Here is a 15,279-nt window from a genome sequence, read left to right on the forward strand (position 1 = left end):
CGGCAGGGGATGACAGGCATCATTCAAGCCGATTCTGGTAGCGTTCGGATGGCCCGTCATCCGCGGCGCGGCCTGCACCTGGAGTGATTCCCGTGATCCGATCCCCGCTGCTCCTCGCCCTGCTGCTGGCCCCGGTCGTTGCCCTGGCCAACGACCCGACTCCCGAATCACTGGACCTGAGCGTGCCGCAGGCGCCGATGCGCTACCTGGGCGACCCGTCCTACCAGCGCGATGCCCCTGGCACCTACTACGGCGACCACAGCGGGCGCGGCCTGCCGCGCAAGGCGGACCCGGATGCCCCCACCGTGGTGGACGACACGCTGCAGGTGCACGGCGCGGTAAGTACCGGCATCGGCTATTCCAAGGCCTACGGCAACAGCCACTGGAGCGCGGTGGACCTGAACCTGGGCAAGAACTACACCAACGACGACGGCAAGACCCGGCGCATGGATGTGAACATCCACCTCAGCAAGGGCGAGGGCGGCGGTCCGTTCGGTTACTACGGCCCCGGCCCCTGGGGCGGCTGGTAAGCACTCAGCTGCTGCAGCGCATCCACACGCAGTCGATGGCATCCAGCGCGATGTGCACCAGCAACCCTATGCCGAACAGGCGGGTGCGCCGCGGCACCGTCAGGCCCGCGTAGACGGCCACCGCCGGCGCGGTATGCAGCGGGTGGAAGCCCACGCTGCAGCGGTCCGGCGCGTAGATCGGGTCGGCCAGCAGGTGGTCCAGGTCGATCACCCAGCCCAGCAGCAGCAACAGCCACGCCTTGCCGAACTGCGGACGCCAGAACAGCCACGCCAGCAGGGCCGGCACCGCCACGTGCAGGCACAGGTGGATGGTCGCGCGCAGGCTCATCGCAAGCGGACCGGCCTCAGCCGGCCGTCTCCTGCAGGCTGCGCATGTCGATGACGAAGCGGTACTTCACGTCGGCGCGCTCCATGCGTTCGAAGGCCGCGTCGATGTCCTGCATCCGGATCTGCTCGCAGTCGGGGTAGATGCCGTTCTCGGCGCAGAAGGCGAGCAGCTCGGCGGTCTCGGCGATGCCGCCGATCAGCGAACCACCCACCTGCTTGCGTCCGCGCACCAGCAAGCCGGCATCCAGGGGTGGCATCTCTTCCAGCGCACCGACGATCACCAGCCGTCCGCCCACGTCCAGCAACTTCACGTAGGGCTTGAGGTCATGCGACACCGGCACCGTGTCCAGGATCAGGTCCATCGACGCGGTGGCGGCCTTCATCGCCTCGGCATCGCGCGATACCAGCACGTGGTGGGCGCCAAGCGCGCGCGCATCCTCGGCCTTGCCGGCGCTGCCGGTGACCAGGGTGACCTCGCAGCCCAGCGCCACGCCCAGCTTGACCGCCATGTGGCCCAACCCGCCCAGGCCGATCACGCCCAGCCGGGTGCCCGGGCCGGCGCCATGGCGACGCAGCGGCGACCAGCTGGTGATGCCGGCACACAGCAGCGGCGCGGCGCGTGCCAGGTCCAGCGCCGGCGGCAACGCGATGGCGAAGGCCTCGCGCACCACCATCGCCCGCGAATAGCCGCCCTGGGTGATCTCCCCGCTGACGCGGTCGCGGCCGTTGTAGGTCATGGTCACGCCGTGCCGGCAGAACTGTTCCTCGCCGTGGTGGCACTGGTCGCAGTCCTGGCAACTGTCGACCATGCAGCCCACGCCGACCGCGTCGCCGACCTTGAGCCCCTTCACCGCCGGGCCGACCGCGCTGACGCGGCCGATGATCTCGTGCCCGGGCACCATCGGGTAGCGCGCCGAGCCCCAGTCATTGCGGGCCTGGTGCAGGTCGGAGTGGCACACCCCGCAGTACAGGATGTCGATGGCCACGTCGTCGGCGCGCAGCGCGCGGCGGTCGATCGCCAGCGGTTGCAGGGGCGTGCCGGCGGAAAGGGCGGCGTAGGCAAGCGTGCGCATGGGGCGGTATTCCAGCTGAATCGCCGGCAATTGTAGACGGCCCGGCCGGAGCCCGGCGTTACACTATGCAGCCGCCGGACGGTCCCGCGCGGCCGTTCCGGAGTGGCAATGATCAACAACGACGTACTGCGCAGCATCCGCTACATGCTCGACCTGAGCGATGCCATGGTGGTGGACACCATCCTGCTGGCCGACCCCGGTTTCGCGGTGGACCAGGCCCAGGTGCATGACTTCCTGCGCAAGGATGACGAGCCCCTGTTCGAGACCTGCCCGGACGCGGTGCTGGCGCGCTTCCTCGATGGCCTGATCTACCACTACCGTGGCCGCGACGAATCGCAGCCGCAGCGCCCGCCGGAAAAGCGCGTCACCAACAACATCGTGTTGAAGAAGCTGCGCGTGGCCTTCGAGCTGAAGGACGTGGACATGCATGCGATCTTCGAAGCCGCCGGCTTCCCGATGTCCAAGCCGGAACTGTCGGCGCTGTTCCGCCAGCCGGACCACAAGAACTACCGCGAATGCGGCGACCAGGCCCTGCGCAACTTCCTCAAGGGCCTGACCCAGCGGGTACGCCCGTAGGAGCGGCCTTGGCCGCGAAGCACGTGATGCCCCCACGATGCCGGCCTGGCCACTGGAGCCGCGCCTGCCGGCGGTGCCGCGCTTAACGGATGCGGTAGACGCGCGCCTTGGGCAGGTCCTCGTCGACCTGCAGGAACCAGCGGCCGGCGATGCCCGGCACCACCTGGATCTCCGGCGACTGCAGGGTCTGGCGCAGGCGCATCTGGCCCTTGATCACCCGCCACTGCTGGCCGTTGTCCAGCGTGAACACCGTGCCCGGCTCCCAGCCTTCCACCGCGCCCTGCACCCTGGCCTGCACCGGGCCTTCTTCCAGGCCGATCTGCATCGGTGCCGGCACCGGCAGCGCCGTCGTTGCCGCCGGCGCCGCGGCGTCGGCCTCGCCCAGCATGCGGTTGAGCAACTGCAGTTGCTGCGCGCTCAGCCCGACCTCACGCAGCTGCTCGGCACTGAGCCGCTGTTCCAGCGGGACGTGGTCGCGCTGGGCCCAGGCCAGCGGCGTGGTCAGCAACAGCGAGGCGGCAAGCAGCAGGCGAGTCTTCATGGCAGCGATTGTTTGGGATCGCCGTGCACGATGCTGCAGTTTGGTTACCACTGGGTTACAAGGGCGGATTGCCCTCACCCCAACCCCTCTCCCGCCGGCGGGAGAGGGGCTCAGCCCAGCGCGTGTTGAGGCGAGTCTGCGCCGCTGCAGCGTTTGAAGCCCCTCTCCCGCGGGCGGGAGAGGGGTTGGGGTGAGGGCGCTGCACCTCGCGCAAAAAAGAAAGGCCCGGCAATGCCGGGCTTTTCTCTGTGCAACAGGTACGAACGTCTTACCAGCTGAAGCGCGGGCCGACAGTCCATTCCTTGTCGCCGTGGCGGTTCATCTTGATGTCGCCGTTGATGCCCCAGTTCTGGTTCAACTTCACCTGGCCACCCAGGCGGCCGTAGAACTGGCCACCGTCCAGCGGCTCCACGCCGTGCTTCTTGTCGAAGTCTTCGTAGCCAGCCAGTGCATAGACTTCGGCGTGCTGGCCGAACGCGGTGCGGATGCCGGCTTCAGCGCTGTAGCCGTTGAAGTCCAGGTCGGCGTAACGCAGGTCCAGCTTCTGGTAAGCCGCGCGCGCAACGAAGTCGGTGCTGTTGGCGATTTCCTTGTTGAAGCCAACGCCGACGCGCCACTGGTTGAAGCGGGCGTTGGTGTGGTCGATTTCCTGACGGTCGAAATCACCGAACACGTGGAAGTTCTGGTGGAACGCCCAGGAGCCCTTCACGCCCCAACCATCGGCCTTGCCGCCATCGATGTCGGTCTTGGCGTAGTCCGCTTCAGCGTAGTTGTAGGACAGGCCTTCGGCGGCCGAAGCAGCGAACGGGAGAGCGGCTGCCAGGGCCAGAGCGATCAACGAAGTCTTCATGGGTACACCTTATTCGTATGGGGATTACAGACTTGATGGCACGCAGCGATGAGGGCTGCTGCGTACGTCCGGATGTAATTTTTCCGTTAGTCACCCCAACCCATCCTGAAACCATGGGCCACGAAGAACACGTTTTTTAGGCTTCCATTCAGGCGTTTTCTGCCACGCGCGCAGCGCGCGCCGCATTTCATTCAGCCATGCATCCGCTGCATGAAGAATCAATGCCCGTGCGCGCCACCGACTTTGCCGAATGTGGTGGGAAGCGGTGTTTCCAGCAATGGCACGCCGGTCTCGATGTCACGCAGGATCGGGCAGTCGGGGCGCTCGTCGCCTGCGCAGCAGTCGGCCAGCGCCTGCACGGTGCGCACCATCTCCTGCAATTCGGTGATGCGCTGCTGCAGTACCTGCACGTGCTCCAGCGCCATGCGCTTGACGTCGGCGCTGTGGCGCGAGCGGTCCTGCCACAGCTGCAGCAGCTCGGCGATGCGTTCGACGCTGAAGCCCATGTCACGCGAACGCTTGATGAAGCCCAGCGTGTGGATGTCGCGCGGGCTATACATGCGGTAGCCCGACTCGGTGCGGGCCACCGGCCCGATCAGGCCGGTGTCCTCGTAGTAGCGGATCATCTTGGCGGAGATGCCGCTGGCCTTGGCCGCCTGGCCGATGTTCATGCTTGCTTCCATCCTCGTCTCCCTCAACCCTTGGTCGGCTGGAAGCGCTTGAGCCGCAGCGCATTGCCCAGCACGAACACCGAGGACAACGCCATCGCGCCGGCGGCGAACACCGGCGAGAGCAGGACGCCCCAGTGCGGATACAACGCGCCCGCGGCCACCGGGATCAGCGCGGTGTTGTAGGCGAACGCCCAGAACAGGTTCTGGCCGATGTTGCCCATTGTCGCCTTGCTCAGCGCGATGGCGTTGGGCACGCCCTGCAGGCTGCCGGACATCAGCACCACGTCGGCGGCCTCGATGGCCACGTCGGTACCGGTGCCGATCGCCATGCCGACGTCGGCCTCGGCCAGCGCCGGCGCGTCGTTGATGCCATCGCCCACGTAGGCCAGGCGGCCATGCGCGGCCTTGAGCCGGCGCACCGCCTCGACCTTGCCGTCCGGCAGCACCTCGGCCACCACTTCGTCGATGCCCAGCTGGCGTGCGATGGCTTCGGCGGTGCGGCGGTTGTCGCCGGTGATCATCGCCACCTTCAGGCCCAGCGCGTGCAGGCTGGCGATGGCGGCGCGCGTGTCGTGCTTGATCGGGTCGGAGACGGCGATGATCGCCGCCAGGCGGCCATCGATGGCGGCGTACAGCGGGGTCTTGCCCTCCTCGCCCAGGCGCTTGGCGTCCTGGCCGAACACCGCCACGTCCAGCCCCAGGGTCTGCATGAAACGGTCCGCGCCCACTTCCACGCGCGCGCCGCCTACCTGGGCACGCACGCCGTAACCGGTGACCGATTCGAATGCCTCCACCGCCGGCAGCTGCAGCCCTTCCTGCTGGGCCGCACTGACGATGGCACGGGCGATGGGGTGTTCGGAACGGTCTTCCACCGCGGCGACGCGGGCCAGCACCTCGGCGCGTGCAAAGCCGTCGGCCAGCTGCAGGTCGGTCAGCACCGGGCGGCCTTCGGTCAGCGTGCCGGTCTTGTCGACCGCCACCACCTGCGCTTCCTTCAACAACTGCAGCGCCTCCCCCTTGCGGAACAGCACGCCCAGCTCCGCGCCACGGCCGGTGCCGACCATGATCGAGGTCGGCGTGGCCAGGCCCATCGCACACGGGCAGGCGATGATCAGCACCGCCACCGCGTTGACCAGGCCGAAGGTCAGCGCCGGCTGCGGGCCGAACAGCAACCACACCACGAAGGTGAGCAGCGCCAGGCCCATCACCGCCGGCACGAACCACAGGGTGATGCGATCCACCAGCGTCTGGATCGGCAACTTGGCGGTCTGCGCCTGCTCGACCATGCGGATGATCTGCGCCAGCACCGTGGCACCGCCCACCGCCGTGGCACGCACGCCGAGCGTGCCGGTCTGGTTGACGGTGCCGCCGATGACGGTGCCGCCCGGTGCCTTGCGCACCGGCACCGGCTCGCCGCTGATCATCGATTCGTCGATGTAGCTCTCGCCGTCGATCACCTCGCCATCCACCGCGATGCGTTCGCCCGGGCGCACATCGATGACGTCACCGCTGGCGATCTGTTCCAGCGGCAGCTCGACCACGCTGCCGTCGCGGCGTACGCGGGCGGTCTTGGCCTGCAGCGTCAGCAGACGCTTGATGGCCTCGGAGGTACGTCCCTTGGCCTTGGCCTCGAGCATGCGGCCGAGCAGGATCAGGGTGACGATCACCGCCGCTGCTTCGTAGTAGACGTTGACCGTGCCGGCCGGCAGCAGGCGCGGCGCGAACGTGGCCACCAGCGAGAACCCATAGGCTGCCAGCGTGCCCACCGCGACCAGCGAGTTCATGTCCGGGGCGGCGCGCAGCAGCGCCGGGATGCCCTTCTGGTAGAAGCGACGGCCCGGCAGCACCAGCACCAGCGTGGTCAGCACGAACTGCAGCAACCAGCTGTTCTGCGTGCCCAGCGTGCCGGCGATGAAGTGGTGGAAGGCCGGCACCAGGTGCCCGCCCATTTCCAACGCGAACACCGGCAGGGTCAGCACCGCGGCCAGCAGCAGGTCGCGCTTGAGCACGCGCAGTTCATCGGCATGCCGCTGTGCCTGGGCATCCTCGCTGGCACCGGCCGGGTCGACGCGGCTGGCGGTGTAGCCGGCCCTGGCGACGGCGGCGATCAGCGCACCGGCGTCCAGCGCCGCATCACCCTGCACGCTGGCGCGTTCGGTGGCCAGGTTGACGCTGGCCGACTGCACGCCCGGCACCGCCTTCAGCGCGCGCTCCACGCGGCCCACGCACGAGGCGCAGGTCATGCCTTCGATCACCAGTTCCACCGGCGCCGGCGCGCTGACCTCGTAGCCCACCTTGCGCACCGCCTGCACCAGCACCTGGCGGTCGACGTTGCCGTCGGTCTGCACGCTGGCGCGTTCGGTGGCCAGGTTGACGCTGGCCTGCCGCACGCCGGGCACCGCCTTGAGCGCGCGCTCTACCCGGCCCACGCAGGAAGCGCAGGTCATGCCTTCGATCATCAGGTCCTGGTGGCCGGGCTGGCCGGCATTTGCCGTGGTCATCGGCGTGTCTCCATGGGTGGTCGGCTGCACCTTAAAGGTTCCCATGATGGGAAGGTCAAGCAGCCTGAAGGCCGGGCCAACCGCCGCCATTCACGGGCCGATGGCGCTTGACCTTGCCACCGTGGCAAGGCGCATCCTTGCCGCCCATCCACAGGAGCTCCCCATGAAACTGCATATCGAAAGCATGACCTGCGGCGGCTGCGCGCGCAGCGTGACCGCCACGGTGAAGGACATCGATCCGGCCGCGACGGTGGACATCGACCTGCCCAGCAAGACCGTGCAGATCCAGTCGGCGCAGCCGCTGGCGCGTTTCACCCAGGCCCTGGATGAAGCAGGTTTCCCGCCGCAGGTAGAGGGCTGACCCCCGAACGCACCGCCCTGCCCCCTCCCTTTGCGCAGCAAGGGGAGGGTTGGGAAGGGGTGCTGTTTGCGGATGATGCTTCGGGCGCTGCCGGTTCCCCACCGAGGCCGCGTCTACGGCTGTGCGGGGGCGCGCTTCCAGACTTCGCGCTCGACCCGGCGCTGCCCTTCCCAGCGTTCCAGCGTCCACACGTCGCCTTCCAGCGTGTAACGGAAGGTGTAGGTACCTCCATTCTCCAGCGGGTAGGACGCCATCAGCGGGGTTTCCACGTACTGGCCCGCCTCGGCCTGCCAACGGCCCGAGCCGCCCGCCCAGAACGTGCCGGCGCGGGTCGTGGTGAAGGCGAAGCGGCCATCGGCCAGCAGCTTGGTGCCGGCCAGCTTCAGGCTGGCGTAGTCGACCACCGCGCCTTCGGCATTGATGGACTCACCGGACTGCAACTCCCACGCGCCATCCAGGCGGGCGTCGTTGGCCGAAGCCGCCCACGCCACCAGCAGCAGTGGCACTGCAAGACAGGAACGCAACGGCATCGGTCACTCCGGTGGATGAACAGGCCCGCATTGTGCGCAACCCGATGCGCTCCGGGCCAACACCGGTGCATCGGTAACCGTTGTCCCCGGGCGGTATCATGGGCGCATCCCTGAAAATGGCGAATGTCCACGTGCAGACCCTGCTGACCCCGGTATCGATTGGCGAACTGATCGACAAGATCACCATCCTGGAGATCAAGGCCGAGCGCATCACCGAGGCCGGCAAGCTGGCCAACGTGCGCACCGAACTGGATGGCCTGTGGCCGCTGTGGCTGGAACAGCAGGCCGCGCGCCCGGCGCTGGCGGCATTGAAGGACCAGCTCAAGGCCATCAACGAGCGCATGTGGGACATCCAGGACGCCCTGCGCGCCAAGGAATCGCAGCAGGATTTCGGCGCCGAGTTCATCACCCTGGCGCGTGGCGTCTATGGCACCAACGGCGAGCGCATCGTGGTCAAGAACGAGATCAACCGCGTCGCCGGCTCGGCGCTGGTGGAAGAAAAGCAGTACCAGGGCGAATAAGCCCCCGCCACGCGGGCATGCCCTTCCCCGCCCCTGCGCCGACGGCACAGGGGCGCGGTTCCGCTAGAACGCCAACTGCGCCCACAGGCCGGCTTCGTGGCTTTCCAGCGTGCGGCCGGTGGTGCGCTGCTCCACGCGCTTGCCGACCATCGCCAGGCGCAGGTGGCCGTTGGGCTTCCACTCCACGCCCAACTGGTCATAGCGCTCGCGCGTGCGCGGGTCGATGTCCAGGCTCATGCGGGTTTGCTCGTGGCGGGCGAACAGCGCGTAGGCGGGCGTCAACCGGTAGCTCGCCCAGGCCGACCAGCCACGCTGGTCGTCGCTGCCGGGCCGGGTGATCCGGTTCCAGTCCTGTGCGTGGAAATACTGCGCGCCAACGCGGCCGCGCTCGCCCACCCAACTGGCCATCGCGTTCCAGCGCTGCGCGGTATGTTCGCGCGGGCGGTTGCCGGCATCCTGCGCACGGGTGCCACGGTACCCGCCTGCCGCCAGCTCGACGCCCTTGGCCGGCATCCATCCGACCCGCGCCTCGACATCCGCGCGCCGGCCCAGGCGCGGCTTCTGGTAACCGCCGCCGGTCACCACCGAGGCGGCGTACACCAGGTCCCCGCGGCTGTACTGGCCGTGCACGCCGTAATCGGCCGTGCTCCCCATCCGGGTCCGCGCGATCAGGCCGGCGTCGACGTAGCGAAACCCCTCGCGCGCCGACTCCTGCTGGATCCACGGCAACGGCGCATTGCCCAGCCGCAGCCAGCTGCCCTTGCCGAAACTGCGCTGCAGGTAGGCGTGGCGCAGCCACAGGTCGCTGGCCTGGCTGTTGCGCAGCCACTGCAGGTCGGTGGTGACCTGCATGGACCAACGCTCGTTGAAACGGTGGTCCACGTTGATGAAGGTGCGCTTGAGGTCGACGGCCAGGCCTTCGTCGTCACGGGTGACACCATCACGGTCGAGCTGGCTGGCGTTGACGAAGATCTGGGTGGAAACGCGGGTGGCCGGGGCGGTGTCCTGTGCCAGCGCGGCCATCGGCATGCACAGGGCGGCCAGGGCCAGCGCGGCGCGGTGGGGGAGGTGCATCGTCGTTCCTTGCAGGAGCGCGCGCCATGCGGGCCGGGCGCCGGGTCGGGTTGGGGGCGTCCGGCGGCGGTGGGCGACCGGGCCGGACAGGGCATCCCCCCATAGCGGCAGGCGTGGACGTTCATTGAGCGGACCCGCCCGCCCCCGGGGGGGACGGGGGAATTGTCCGCAGCCGCTGCGCCGGCCAGGCTGACAAAGATCAACCCCGTGCCGATCCGGCCGCGGCAGGCCCGCCCCGTTTGCGCGGGCGCAACATCCGCCGGCGCATACTCGGGCCACCGTCCGATGTCCCCCGCAGGAGGTGCCCCATGTCCTACGTCGATGGTTTCCTGGCCGCCGTGCCGCAGGCCAACAAGGACCGCTTCATCGCCCATGCCAAGCTCGCCGATGCGCTGTTCATCGAGTACGGTGCGCTGCGCGTGACCGAGTGCTGGGCCGACGACGTGCCGCATGGCCAGCTCACCGATTTCCACCGCGCCGTGCAGGCCGGCGCGGATGAGGCCGTGGTGTTCTCGTGGATCGAATGGCCGGACAAGGAGACCCGCGATGCCGGCATGCGCAGGATGATGGAGGACCCGCGCATGGATCCGGCCAACAACCCGATGCCGTTCGATGGCAAGCGCGTGGTGTACGGCGGGTTCCTGCCGGTGCTGCACATGGGCCAGTGACGGCCACCAGGCAGCGCCCATGAAAAAGGCCAGGCGTCAGCCTGGCCTTGGACCTCGTGGCGGGCGGGTCAGGCCCCGGCGTTGGCGCGGGACTGCTGGCTGGCCTGCAGTGCTACGGTCTTGATCGAAAGGCACTCCGGGCAGACCCGTTCCAGCACCTTGATCACCGGCGCGTACACCGCCTTGCACTTCATGCACTGGACCCTTCCAGTCGTGTTGGCTTCCATGAGCCTCCCTCTTTCTCGTTTCAACTGACCCGATATGGGGGATGCCGCACGGGATTTCAAGCCCCCGCGCCGTCGCTGGCCGTCATTGCTGCATGCCGAGCACGTAGACCACCACCAGCAACACCGCCAGCGCCGCCACCACCGCGAAGAAGATCTTCCATGCGCTGTAGGGGCGTTCACCGGCGATCTGCCCGGTATAGCCATTGCCCAACACCTGGAAGCTGCGCGAGCCGTAGGTGTAGCTGACCAGCCACACCGGCACCAGGATGTGCTTGAAGGTACGGTTGCTGTAGTCAGCGCGCACCTGCAGGTTGCGGTGAGTATCGCCGGGCACCTGTTCGGCGCACAGCGCGCGGGTCTGCTCCTGCATCTGTGCCTGCCCACGCTGCGCGGCCTGGCGCAGGTCCACCTGGTAACGCTCCACCGTCCAGCCGCGCACGAACTCCGGCGTGTACGGCTTCAGGTCGGTGGTGGTCGGGAACTGGCCGATCTTCTGCAGCAACGCCGGGTGCACGCCCACGGTGCCGGGCACCAGTTCGTCGTCGAAGAAATGCTGCAGCGAACCGGCGGCCGGCTCCCAGCGGGTGCGTTGCTCCTGGCGGGTCTGGGTGTTGCCCTGCGAATCGCGGTAGCTGACGGTCACGTAGTAGTGGTAGCCGGCCTCGGCCGTCCACTGCGCGGCCACGTGTGCATCGAAGGTCCAGTACGGCAGGTACATGCCCTTGAGCGTATCGGTCAGCGCGGCGGTCTTGAGCCGGTTGGGCGCGAACCAGCGCGTGCCGTACCACGCGCGGATCGCATCACGCACCTGGCCGTCGCTGATGCGGAACGGCAGCACGCTCTGCGGGGTGATCGCATCGCCGAGCGTTTCGTGGGCGATGATCTGCGGCGAGCCGCAGAACTCGCAGCGGTCGGCGACCTTGCCATCGACGAACACCGAGATCGCATGGCAACTCTGGCATTGCACCTCGCGCGGCTGCGTACCGTAACCACGCTGCGCCGGTGGCGTGGCGGCCATGCTCTGCAGCATGCCGAGCACGCCCCCCGGGCCCTTGCCGTCCTGCGGCAGCGGCAGCGGTGGCGGTGGCGGCTGCGTGGCGGCATCGGCCTGCATCCGCGCCAGGGCCTGGAGCAGGTCCAGCTCGACCACGCCGGCGCTGCCATCGCCATCACCCTGCGCGGCCTCGGACAGCGGCACGACGGTGCCGCAGTACGGGCAGACCAGCGCCTGCTTGGCGGCATTCCATTGCAGATCCCCGCCGCATTCCGGGCAGGGATGTTTGCCCACCGTTGCGTTGTTCATCAGCCGCGCAGGAACTCTTCCAGTGCCGAACGGGCGATGCGGGTGGCGTTGCCGATCCTGCGCGCCTTCAGGTCACCGGCGGCGATGGCGGCCATCACGTCCTCCACCGACACCGACAACGCCTGCGCGGCCTGTTCCGGGGTCAGCACGTCCAGCGCCGGGGCGCCGGCATCGGCGGCCGGCGACTGCATGCCGCGCATCATTTCCTGCGCGATGCCGAAGCCCACCGCCATCTGCGCCGGCACCGCGGCCGAGGCGTCGCCGCCGGACCCCATCGCGCTGCCCATCTGGAACTTGACGTAATCGTTGAGGTTGCCGACCACGCCCATGCTCGAGCGCGCATCGATGGCCTTCTCCACCTCCGGCGGCACCGACACGTTCTCCAGCACGAAGCTGGTGATCTCGATGCCGTACTTGCCGGTCATGGCCGGGTTGATGATCGGCAGCAGCGCGTCGCCCAGCTCGCTGTAGCGCGAGGCCACGTCCAGCGCCGGCACCTTGGCCGTGGCCAGTGCCTCGGTGAACACGCTGACGATGCGCGAACGCATGGTGTCGGCGAACTCGTCCAGGCGGAAGTTCTGGTCGGTGCCGGCCACTTCCTTGAGGAATTTTGGCGGGTCGACGATACGGAAATCGTAGGTGCCGAACGCGCGCAGGCGCACCACGCCGAAGTCGGCATCGCGCATCATCACCGGGTTGGCGGTGCCCCACTTGTTGCCGGTGAACAGGCGCGTGTTGAGGTAGTAGACATCGCACTTGAACGGCGACTCGAAGCCGTACTTCCAGCCCAGGATGGTGGACAGCACCGGGATGTTCTGGGTGCTCAGGGTGTGCTTGCCGGGGCCGAACAGGTCGGCGTACTGGCCGGCGGCCACGAACTGCACCATCTGCGATTCGCGCACGATCAGCTGCGCGCCGTTCTTGATCTGGCGGTCGTCATCGGGCCAGCGGTAGGACAGCGTGTCACGCGAGTCATCGGTCCATTCGATGATCTCGATCAGTTCCTTCTTGATGAAGTCCAGAATGCTCATGGCGGTTCCCCGGTCGACGAAGGCTCGATTCTACGGCCAGCACGGACAAACCAACATGACGCCATGCAGACATCCCGCGGCGCACCATGGCACCACTCTCCCGGCCGCCGGAACCTGCCATGCGGATCCTCACGCTGTTGCTGACCACCCTGTTCGGACTGGCACTGGCCATCGGCGGTGCCTGGCTGCTGTCCCTGCGCGGCAGCCCGTTCTACCTGTTCAGTGGCCTGGTGCTGCTGGCCGTGGCCTGGGGCCTGTGGCGGCACCGCCGCTGGGCGAGCTGGCTGTATGCCGGCTGGCTGCTGGTACTGCTGGCCTGGTCGCTGTGGGAGGCCGGGCTGTACTGGTGGCCGTTGGCCACCCGGCTTGGCGTGCCGGCCCTGCTCGGGCTGCTGATCGCGCTGCCGGCGGCCCGCCGGTCCAGCCGGCACGGCTATACCGGGCCGTCCGGCGCGCCGGTGCTGCTGGCGGCGTTGCTGGTGGCCGCGGTCGCCTTCGCCGGCATCCCCCGTCACCTGCACGAGACACGCGGCACGCTGCCGATGGCCATCGTCAACGCGGACGCCGCGCTCGGCGATGCCCCGCAACCGGACGGTGAGTGGCAGGCCTACGGGCGCAGCGGCTACGGCCAGCGGTTCTCGCCGCTGACGCAGATCACCCCGGCAAACGTCGGCCAGCTGCAGTTGGCCTGGCAGATGCGCACCGGCGACCTCCGCGGCCCCGACGACGTGGGTGAAACCACGTATGAAGTCACGCCGCTGAAGATCGGTGACACGCTGTACCTGTGCACGCCGCACAGCCTGGCCATCGCACTGGACGCCGATACCGGCAAGGAACGCTGGCGCTTCGATCCGGGGGCGGGCATGGAACCACAGCGCCAGCACCAGACCTGCCGCGGCCTGTCCTATTTCGTCGACCCGCCCGCGCCCGGCGTCACCGCGGCCACCGCCTGCGCCGCGCGCGTGTTCCTGCCCAGCGCCGATGCCAAGCTGCATGCCCTCGATGCCCGCACCGGCCAGCACTGCAGCGACTTCGCCGACAACGGCGTGCTCGACCTTACCCACAACATGCCGTTCAAGCAGGCCGGCTATTACTACTCGACCTCGCCACCGTTGATTGCCGGCGGCAAGGTGATCGTCGCCGGCGCGGTCAACGACGACTACGCGGTGAACTCGCCTTCCGGTGTGATCCGCGCCTACGACGTGCACAGCGGCCAGCTGCAGTGGAACTGGGACTCCGGCAACCCGGAGCAGACCGCCCCGCTCGACCCCAACGATCCCGCACAGGTCTACCGTCCCAGCTCGCCGAACAGCTGGGCGGTGGCCAGCGCCGACGAGGCGCTGGGGCTGGCCTATTTCCCGATGGGCAACCGCACGCCCGACCAGTTGGGCATGTACCGCACCCCGGCCGAGGAGAAGTACGCCTCCTCGGTGGTGGCGCTGGACATCGCCACCGGCCAGGCGCGCTGGGTACACCAGTTCGTGCACCACGACCTGTGGGACATGGATACCCCGGCACAACCGGTGCTGCTGGACCTGGACCTGCCGCAGGGGCGCACGCCGGCGCTGGTGCAGCCGACCAAGCAGGGTGACGTATACGTGCTGGACCGCCGCGACGGCAGCGCGCTGCTGCCGGTCGGACAGCGCCCGGCATCGCGCCACGTGGACATCCCCGGGCAGACCACCGCGCCGACCCAGCCCTACTCCAGCCTGAGCTTCGAGCCGCCGGCGCTGCGCGAAGCGGACATGTGGGGCGCCAGCCTGATCGACCAGATGCTGTGCCGCATCCAGTTCCGCTCGTTGCGCTACGACGGCCGCTACACCCCGCCGACGCTGCAGGGCAGCCTGATCTACCCGGGCAACTTCGGCACCTTCAACTGGGGCAGCGTGGCGGTGGACCCGCGTCGCCAGGTGATGTTCGGCATGCCGACCTACCTGGCCTTCGTCTCGCGGCTGGTGCCCAAGCATGAAACCAGCGGCCGCCAGATGAACAAGGGCGAGCACGGGCTCAACGAGAACAAGGGCGCCGACTACGCGGTGGAGATGACGCCCTTCATGTCGCCGATCGGCGTGCCCTGCCAGGTGCCGCCGTGGGGCACGGTGGTCGCGGCCGACCTGCGCACCGGCACGATCGCCTACCAGTACCGCAACGGCACCATCCAGGACCTGTCACCGGTCCCGCTGCCGGTCCGTATCGGCGTGCCCGGCATCGGTGGACCGATGCTGACCGCCACCGGCGTGGCCTTCCTCAGCGCGGCCACGGACGACAACTTCCGTGCCTATGACCTGGCCACCGGCAAGGTGCTGTGGAACGTGCGCATCCCCGCCGGCGGGCAGGCGACCCCGATGACCTACCTGGACAGCCAGGGCGAACAAGTGGTGCTGCTGGTGGCCGGCGGACACGGTTCCACCGGCACCAAGGCCGGTGACTACGTGCTGGCCTACAAGCTGAAGAAATAGCCCCGGGCGCATGCCCTCTCCCGGCTACGGGAGAGG

At 68.4% G+C, this 15,279-nt stretch carries 17 protein-coding genes; 6 read left to right on the forward strand and 11 right to left on the reverse strand.

Annotation, left to right across the window (positions count from 1 at the left end):
• Window positions 1-92: 92 nt before the first annotated feature.
• Complete coding sequence (locus ACIPR8_RS08510; protein ID WP_132863222.1) at window positions 93-530, forward strand: hypothetical protein; 438 nt, start codon at window positions 93-95, stop codon at window positions 528-530.
• 4 nt (window positions 531-534) lie between these two features.
• Here ACIPR8_RS08510 and ACIPR8_RS08515 read toward each other — a convergent pair whose 3' ends face one another.
• Window positions 535-858, reverse strand: coding sequence for a DUF6122 family protein (locus ACIPR8_RS08515; RefSeq protein ID WP_446540738.1), 324 nt, complete (start codon window positions 856-858; stop codon window positions 535-537).
• 16 nt (window positions 859-874) lie between these two features.
• Window positions 875-1,930, reverse strand: coding sequence for an NAD(P)-dependent alcohol dehydrogenase (locus ACIPR8_RS08520; protein WP_313253021.1), 1,056 nt, complete (start codon window positions 1,928-1,930; stop codon window positions 875-877).
• Between the two features lie 108 nt (window positions 1,931-2,038).
• On the opposite strand from ACIPR8_RS08520, the gene ACIPR8_RS08525 reads away from it, so the two are divergent.
• Window positions 2,039-2,506 carry a DUF1456 family protein gene (locus ACIPR8_RS08525; protein ID WP_132863219.1) on the forward strand — a complete coding sequence of 156 codons (468 nt, stop codon included), beginning with the start codon at window positions 2,039-2,041 and terminating at the stop codon, window positions 2,504-2,506.
• 82 nt (window positions 2,507-2,588) lie between these two features.
• Here the strand turns inward: ACIPR8_RS08525 and ACIPR8_RS08530 are convergent, their stop codons facing one another.
• The 4 genes from ACIPR8_RS08530 to ACIPR8_RS08545 form a co-directional block, all read right to left on the reverse strand.
• Window positions 2,589-3,047 carry a hypothetical protein gene (locus ACIPR8_RS08530; RefSeq protein WP_446540739.1) on the reverse strand — a complete coding sequence of 153 codons (459 nt, stop codon included), beginning with the start codon at window positions 3,045-3,047 and terminating at the stop codon, window positions 2,589-2,591.
• Between the two features lie 268 nt (window positions 3,048-3,315).
• Window positions 3,316-3,897, reverse strand: coding sequence for an OmpO family porin (locus ACIPR8_RS08535; RefSeq protein ID WP_132863217.1), 582 nt, complete (start codon window positions 3,895-3,897; stop codon window positions 3,316-3,318).
• A gap of 218 nt (window positions 3,898-4,115) precedes the next feature.
• Window positions 4,116-4,568, reverse strand: a complete 453-nt coding sequence (gene cueR / locus ACIPR8_RS08540; protein WP_192286869.1) for a Cu(I)-responsive transcriptional regulator — start codon at window positions 4,566-4,568, stop codon at window positions 4,116-4,118.
• Between the two features lie 23 nt (window positions 4,569-4,591).
• Entirely contained in the window at window positions 4,592-7,069 is a 2,478-nt protein-coding gene (locus ACIPR8_RS08545) for a heavy metal translocating P-type ATPase (protein ID WP_446540740.1), read from the reverse strand.
• Window positions 7,070-7,232: 163 nt separating this feature from the next.
• Between ACIPR8_RS08545 and ACIPR8_RS08550 the strand changes: the two genes are divergently transcribed.
• Window positions 7,233-7,430 carry a heavy-metal-associated domain-containing protein gene (locus tag ACIPR8_RS08550; RefSeq protein ID WP_192286870.1) on the forward strand — a complete coding sequence of 66 codons (198 nt, stop codon included), beginning with the start codon at window positions 7,233-7,235 and terminating at the stop codon, window positions 7,428-7,430.
• 113 nt (window positions 7,431-7,543) lie between these two features.
• Here ACIPR8_RS08550 and ACIPR8_RS08555 read toward each other — a convergent pair whose 3' ends face one another.
• A complete protein-coding gene (locus ACIPR8_RS08555; protein WP_132863213.1) occupies window positions 7,544-7,960 on the reverse strand; it encodes a hypothetical protein in 417 nt (138 codons plus the stop codon).
• A 131-nt stretch (window positions 7,961-8,091) separates the two neighbouring features.
• Between ACIPR8_RS08555 and ACIPR8_RS08560 the strand changes: the two genes are divergently transcribed.
• Entirely contained in the window at window positions 8,092-8,481 is a 390-nt protein-coding gene (locus tag ACIPR8_RS08560) for a DUF6165 family protein (RefSeq protein WP_313253720.1), read from the forward strand.
• Between the two features lie 63 nt (window positions 8,482-8,544).
• Here ACIPR8_RS08560 and ACIPR8_RS08565 read toward each other — a convergent pair whose 3' ends face one another.
• The gene (locus ACIPR8_RS08565) at window positions 8,545-9,555 is read right to left on the reverse strand and encodes a hypothetical protein (RefSeq protein WP_446540741.1); all 1,011 of its coding nucleotides are present in this window, start codon (window positions 9,553-9,555) and stop codon (window positions 8,545-8,547) included.
• Window positions 9,556-9,863: 308 nt separating this feature from the next.
• Between ACIPR8_RS08565 and ACIPR8_RS08570 the strand changes: the two genes are divergently transcribed.
• Window positions 9,864-10,223 (forward strand): DUF1428 domain-containing protein, encoded by a 360-nt coding sequence (locus tag ACIPR8_RS08570; RefSeq protein WP_132863211.1) that lies wholly within the window; start codon window positions 9,864-9,866, stop codon window positions 10,221-10,223.
• A gap of 68 nt (window positions 10,224-10,291) precedes the next feature.
• On the opposite strand, the gene ACIPR8_RS08575 is transcribed toward ACIPR8_RS08570, so the two are convergent.
• The 3 genes from ACIPR8_RS08575 to ACIPR8_RS08585 all read right to left on the reverse strand — a co-directional run bounded on the left by ACIPR8_RS08575 (window position 10,292) and on the right by ACIPR8_RS08585 (window position 12,784).
• Entirely contained in the window at window positions 10,292-10,417 is a 126-nt protein-coding gene (locus tag ACIPR8_RS08575; RefSeq protein ID WP_263863694.1) for a hypothetical protein, read from the reverse strand.
• Between the two features lie 115 nt (window positions 10,418-10,532).
• A complete protein-coding gene (locus ACIPR8_RS08580) occupies window positions 10,533-11,753 on the reverse strand; it encodes a hypothetical protein (protein ID WP_446540742.1) in 1,221 nt (406 codons plus the stop codon).
• On the reverse strand, window positions 11,753-12,784 hold the full coding sequence (locus ACIPR8_RS08585; protein WP_446540743.1) for an SPFH domain-containing protein: 1,032 nt from the start codon (window positions 12,782-12,784) through the stop codon (window positions 11,753-11,755). Before ACIPR8_RS08585 ends, ACIPR8_RS08580 begins: the two co-directional genes overlap by 1 nt.
• Window positions 12,785-12,903: 119 nt before the next feature.
• On the opposite strand from ACIPR8_RS08585, the gene ACIPR8_RS08590 reads away from it, so the two are divergent.
• The gene (locus ACIPR8_RS08590; protein ID WP_446540744.1) at window positions 12,904-15,243 is read left to right on the forward strand and encodes a membrane-bound PQQ-dependent dehydrogenase, glucose/quinate/shikimate family; all 2,340 of its coding nucleotides are present in this window, start codon (window positions 12,904-12,906) and stop codon (window positions 15,241-15,243) included.
• Window positions 15,244-15,279: the final 36 nt, after the last annotated feature.

Source organism: Stenotrophomonas sp. LARHCG68, assembly GCF_052871705.1.

Bases quoted from the DNA above. Each gene is read 5' to 3' on its own strand.
- ACIPR8_RS08515 (WP_446540738.1), bottom strand. From the start codon at position 858: ATGAGCCTGCGCGCGACCATCCACCTGTGCCTGCACGTGGCGGTGCCG.
- ACIPR8_RS08520 (WP_313253021.1), bottom strand. From the start codon at position 1,930: ATGCGCACGCTTGCCTACGCCGCCCTTTCCGCCGGCACGCCCCTGCAA.
- ACIPR8_RS08525 (WP_132863219.1), top strand. From the start codon at position 2,039: ATGATCAACAACGACGTACTGCGCAGCATCCGCTACATGCTCGACCTG.
- ACIPR8_RS08530 (WP_446540739.1), bottom strand. From the start codon at position 3,047: ATGAAGACTCGCCTGCTGCTTGCCGCCTCGCTGTTGCTGACCACGCCG.
- ACIPR8_RS08535 (WP_132863217.1), bottom strand. From the start codon at position 3,897: ATGAAGACTTCGTTGATCGCTCTGGCCCTGGCAGCCGCTCTCCCGTTC.
- cueR (WP_192286869.1), bottom strand. From the start codon at position 4,568: ATGAACATCGGCCAGGCGGCCAAGGCCAGCGGCATCTCCGCCAAGATG.
- ACIPR8_RS08545 (WP_446540740.1), bottom strand. From the start codon at position 7,069: ATGACCACGGCAAATGCCGGCCAGCCCGGCCACCAGGACCTGATGATC.
- ACIPR8_RS08550 (WP_192286870.1), top strand. From the start codon at position 7,233: ATGAAACTGCATATCGAAAGCATGACCTGCGGCGGCTGCGCGCGCAGC.
- ACIPR8_RS08555 (WP_132863213.1), bottom strand. From the start codon at position 7,960: ATGCCGTTGCGTTCCTGTCTTGCAGTGCCACTGCTGCTGGTGGCGTGG.
- ACIPR8_RS08565 (WP_446540741.1), bottom strand. From the start codon at position 9,555: ATGCACCTCCCCCACCGCGCCGCGCTGGCCCTGGCCGCCCTGTGCATG.
- ACIPR8_RS08570 (WP_132863211.1), top strand. From the start codon at position 9,864: ATGTCCTACGTCGATGGTTTCCTGGCCGCCGTGCCGCAGGCCAACAAG.
- ACIPR8_RS08575 (WP_263863694.1), bottom strand. From the start codon at position 10,417: ATGAAGTGCAAGGCGGTGTACGCGCCGGTGATCAAGGTGCTGGAACGG.
- ACIPR8_RS08580 (WP_446540742.1), bottom strand. From the start codon at position 11,753: ATGAACAACGCAACGGTGGGCAAACATCCCTGCCCGGAATGCGGCGGG.
- ACIPR8_RS08585 (WP_446540743.1), bottom strand. From the start codon at position 12,784: ATGAGCATTCTGGACTTCATCAAGAAGGAACTGATCGAGATCATCGAA.
- ACIPR8_RS08590 (WP_446540744.1), top strand. From the start codon at position 12,904: ATGCGGATCCTCACGCTGTTGCTGACCACCCTGTTCGGACTGGCACTG.